This is a genomic window from Microcoleus sp. AT8-B5, from assembly GCF_036705565.1.
Classification (GTDB): Bacteria; Cyanobacteriota; Cyanobacteriia; order Cyanobacteriales; family Microcoleaceae; genus Microcoleus.
Genome location: NZ_JAUBUY010000058.1, coordinates 1 through 4,047, shown reverse-complemented (window position 1 = coordinate 4,047; position 4,047 = coordinate 1). Strand labels below are relative to the sequence as shown.

The 4,047-nt window shown below is 43.1% G+C and carries 8 protein-coding genes; 3 read left to right on the top strand and 5 right to left on the bottom strand.

Annotated features, from left to right (window positions below):
• The first annotated feature begins 94 nt into the window (after positions 1-94).
• Positions 95-430, top strand: a complete 336-nt coding sequence (locus QUB39_RS26420) for a DUF6883 domain-containing protein (protein WP_333054443.1) — start codon at positions 95-97, stop codon at positions 428-430.
• Between the two features lie 10 nt (positions 431-440).
• Complete coding sequence (locus QUB39_RS26415) at positions 441-695, top strand: DUF4926 domain-containing protein (protein ID WP_333054442.1); 255 nt, start codon at positions 441-443, stop codon at positions 693-695.
• Positions 696-828: 133 nt separating this feature from the next.
• Here the strand turns inward: QUB39_RS26415 and QUB39_RS26410 are convergent, their stop codons facing one another.
• The 4 genes from QUB39_RS26410 to petN form a co-directional block, all read right to left on the bottom strand.
• Positions 829-1,017: a CsbD family protein gene (locus tag QUB39_RS26410; protein WP_333054441.1), complete on the bottom strand. Its 189-nt coding sequence runs from the start codon at positions 1,015-1,017 to the stop codon at positions 829-831.
• 91 nt (positions 1,018-1,108) lie between these two features.
• Positions 1,109-1,345, bottom strand: coding sequence for a DUF167 domain-containing protein (locus QUB39_RS26405; RefSeq protein WP_333211238.1), 237 nt, complete (start codon positions 1,343-1,345; stop codon positions 1,109-1,111).
• Between the two features lie 181 nt (positions 1,346-1,526).
• Positions 1,527-2,120: a DJ-1/PfpI family protein gene (locus QUB39_RS26400; RefSeq protein ID WP_333211236.1), complete on the bottom strand. Its 594-nt coding sequence runs from the start codon at positions 2,118-2,120 to the stop codon at positions 1,527-1,529.
• 91 nt (positions 2,121-2,211) lie between these two features.
• Positions 2,212-2,301, bottom strand: coding sequence for a cytochrome b6-f complex subunit PetN (gene petN / locus QUB39_RS26395; protein WP_071883976.1), 90 nt, complete (start codon positions 2,299-2,301; stop codon positions 2,212-2,214).
• Positions 2,302-2,383: 82 nt separating this feature from the next.
• Here petN and QUB39_RS26390 point away from each other — a divergent pair, with 82 nt between their 5' ends.
• Complete coding sequence (locus QUB39_RS26390) at positions 2,384-2,863, top strand: hypothetical protein (protein ID WP_333054438.1); 480 nt, start codon at positions 2,384-2,386, stop codon at positions 2,861-2,863.
• A gap of 191 nt (positions 2,864-3,054) precedes the next feature.
• Here the strand turns inward: QUB39_RS26390 and QUB39_RS26385 are convergent, their stop codons facing one another.
• Complete coding sequence (locus tag QUB39_RS26385) at positions 3,055-3,729, bottom strand: SDR family oxidoreductase (RefSeq protein WP_333054437.1); 675 nt, start codon at positions 3,727-3,729, stop codon at positions 3,055-3,057.
• Positions 3,730-4,047: the final 318 nt, after the last annotated feature.

Sequence of the window (4,047 nt, the reverse complement as noted above, 5' to 3'; positions counted from 1 at the left end):
CCAACTCAAAGACGATATAATTGACATATGAGTAAAAGTCGATTATTGTAGGCGACTAATATTCTCTTTTGTCCTTCAAAAACAGTTATTAATAGTGAAACTGCCCAATGGTCATCTAGCAGATTTAGGCAATAAAATAGAAGAATATTCTCTAAATCCGAATCATCAAGAAGGAAAAAATAAAGCTGTTTTGTTTGCCAGTAAGTTAGGCATTACCCTAAAAAATGCTGAAAGGCTCAAACAGGCTTTAAAAGAAGCTGCTATCAACGAAGATGTTGTTATTCAAAAAAACAATGAATACGGAACACATTACAACATGAAATTTTTGCTGAAAACCGAAGTAGGTGAATCTCTGATTCTAGCAGCTTGGATCGTCCGCTTAGGTGAAAGTTTCCCTAGATTAACAAGTTGTTATCCCGTCAAAAAGTGAGGTAAAAACAATGAAAACAATTAAAGACCTAGATATTGTTGCTTTAACTGAAGATTTAGACGCCACCCATTTTGAAACAAAACAAATCATTAAATTATATAAAGGACAAGTAGGAACAGTCGTGATGGAATTTGATGGCAGTGCTTTTGAGGTAGAATTTTCTCATCAAGATGGCACAACTTATGCAATGGAAACAATTCCCGCCACAAAATTAATGCTTTTACACTATGAGTTAGTAGAATCTGTAGGGGCAGTTACCCGATGAATTTTGCCACCAATAATCTTTATCAACTCGCCCCTACATATTGGTACAAATGATTTAGGCTCATTATAAAAAATCCCGCAAACATATCGTTTGCGGGATTTAGTAGGCAGGAAACTTGTAGCGAATACTGTTACTAAGCTCGGTCTACAATCTCTTTTGCTTTATCTTTGAGGTCTTCTTTCAGGTGAATTGCTGATGCTTCATCCTGCTTGGCTTGACCTTCTAATTTATCTTTCTGATTGCCTGTAACTTCGCTAACAGCTTCTTGGATTTTGCCTTCAATATTCTTCGCTGTGGCTTCGACTCTATTTTCAATGTTCATAATTTTTTATTCTAACTCTACAACTACTAATATATGATTTTCAAGTTGAGTCTGTATCTCTCTTTAGATAGATTTGTTATTACCTTTATTTCTAAGTTAAAGGTTCGATTGGAATTTCCACAAGTTTGTTTCTGGAGGAAAAACCGGATTTAATGCCGATCGCAGATTTCGGCACTTTAAACTTTTTCGCCAACAGCATGATTAATTCTTGGTTTGCTTTACCATCAACGGGGGGCGACTTGAGATGTACCGTGAGGCTGCCGTCGGGTTGTTCTGCGATGCTTTGCTGTTTGGAATTCGGTTTTACTTTGACTGTGAAAATTTTCATGTGACTAATAACTAATAACTAATGACTAATGACTAATAAGGAATGAGAATTAAATAACTTCCACTCTTGAAAGTGGGATGGGCGTCCCGCCCGTCATGAGTGGACGGGCGGGACGCCCATCCCACAATAACAATTAAAATTGTAAGTTATTTAATTCGCGATCCTAACTAATGACTAATGACTAATGACTATCTGAATGTTCGATCTTCGTTCCCAAAACTTTCAGGAATTCAGCCAACCAGTTAGGATGTGCGGGCCACGCGGGGGCGGTGACTAAATTGCCATCGACTACGGCTTCGGTAACTGGAACTTCTGTATATTTGCCGCCGGCCCGGAGTACGTCGGGGCTGCAAGCGGGGTATGCGGTGCAGCGTTTGCCTTCGAGTACGCCGGCGGCGGTTAGAACCTGTAAGCCGTGACATATAGATGCGATCGGCTTTTTGCTGTTGGCAAAGTAGCGGGTAATTTGCAGCACTTGTTCGTTGAGGCGGATGTATTCTGGGGCCCGTCCTCCGGGGATAATCAAAGCGTCGTAGTCGGCGGGGTTGATTTCGTCAAAAGTCGCGTTTAAAGTGAAGTTGTGACCGGGTTTTTCGCTGTAGGTTTGATCGCCTTCAAAGTCGTGAATTGCGGTGCGAATTGTTTGGCCTGCGGCTTTGTCCGGGCAGATGGCGTGGACGGTGTGACCTACCATTTGCAGGGCTTGGAAGGGAACCATTACTTCGTAGTCTTCTACAAAGTCGCCGACTAACATTAATATTTTTTTGACTGTCATGTTGACAACTCCTGTTATTTTGATTTGGTTAAATAGGATTAAAAAAAATGCGGGGCCGTTAAAAAGCTTGCCCCGCAAGCTATTCTGGAATCTAGAAACCGTTGCGTCCCCAAATGACCATTGAAATTGAGAAGGAGAACAGAACTAGCACCGAAACCCAACCGAGTGACAAAATATCCATAGCTATTTATTGAACAAACTGTACAAAGTGACTTCAACCCTTATCATAAGTCAATTTGAGCCATTTTTGAAATGAGGGCGCTGTGAAGGATTCGTCAAATTTTAGTGCGGCTGAACGGGTAGAATCTTTGAAGGCAGGGAGTGTTGCTGCTTTGTCTTGTTTGCTGGGTTTTGGGGCGATCGCCCTTGGTAATAGCTTAATTCTGGCGGATAGGTTGGATTCTCTGGCGAGTTTGCAGGTAAGGGAAATTGACCTAAATTTTGCCTTCAGGGCGACTATCGCACTTTTGGGCGGTTTTTTGTTCGGCGTGACTTACCGCTATGCGATTCGCCGAGATGTTAACCCGCAGCTTAAATCTGGTGCGGTGTTGGCTTTTGGGTTGGTGCGGGCTTTTGGACAGTTGGATGCTGGATTGTTTTTTGAATCGGGGAAGATGCCCGCCCTACAGGAGTTATTGCCGTTTGCGGTTCGCGGTGTCGAGAGTGTGGTATTATTTGCGATCGCGGGTTTGGTTCTGGATTGGGCGATCGGGCGATCGTGGATTAAGCCTTTCGATTCTTGAGATTTGCCGTTGGTTGGGGACAGGTTTACGATCGCCCTCCGTCAAAAACTTGTAGGGGCGGGTTCACCAATAGTTTCAAAGGATACCCAAAGACTCAAAAACCCGCCCCCACCCCGCGCGATCGCCACCCAAGTGGGGGCGGGTTTACGAGATTATCGGTTTTAGGCAATTATTGTTGGTAAAACCCGCCCCTACAGATTTAATTCCTCAAATTCTGGATTGCCGTAAACCATCTGTTTATCTACCGCCGACAAAACTTTATTGTTAGCAGCATCAGAAACTAAACACTGACAAACTAGCTGCGCTACATCTGCCCGGTGAATAGTTCCAGCAACTCGACAATCTTCTGTTAAAATACCGTTGCCTGTTGCAGGTTCCGATTTGAGTCCGCCCGGACGAATTACTGTATAAATCATCCCGCTTTCTATCAAATGATTTTCGGCTTTTTCCTTTTCAATTAAAACCGGGCGCAAAGTTTCTAAAGCTTGGGGCGGCAAAGCGCCGACACTATTACCGCTGCCGATTGATGAAACTAAAATAAATTTTTGCACGCCTGCTTTGACCGCCGCATCAATCAAGTTTTTGTTGCCCAAATAATCGGCTCTTTCCCCATCTTTGGGCAAGCCCCCAATTGTGCTGATTACGGCATGAATTGAATCGCCACCAGCCATCGCAGCTTCCATAGCTGCTGCATCCAAAGCATCGCCAGTCACGACTTTGATGCCCATTGCTTCTAATTCGGTGCTGGTTGCGGGCGATCGCAAAAGTGCTGTTACTTGCATCTTTTGTGCTGTCAGACATTTCGCGATTTCTAAGCCGACGCCTCGACTAGCACCAGCTAAAAAAATGTGGGATTTCTCTGTCATATCAATTTTGTTAAGGGGTGCAGAAATTGGTTGTTTTGAATGTAGATTATACAACATTCCTCTGTCAATTGGTGAATCAATACTCCGGACTGTTTTTAAGCAGCCAAAGTACCATAAGACAAGACTGAAGGAAGCTTAGGATGGTTTAACATCAAATCCGGGTCTAAATCTAACTTGTCAATAAAGGTACAAAGTAGATGCTTAGGATCGCGAATTAAATAACTTACAATTTTAATTGTTATTGTGGGATGGGCCTAAGAGCCCGTCCTTTTTGGATGGGCTCTTAGGCCCATCCCACTTTCAAGAGTGGAAGTTATT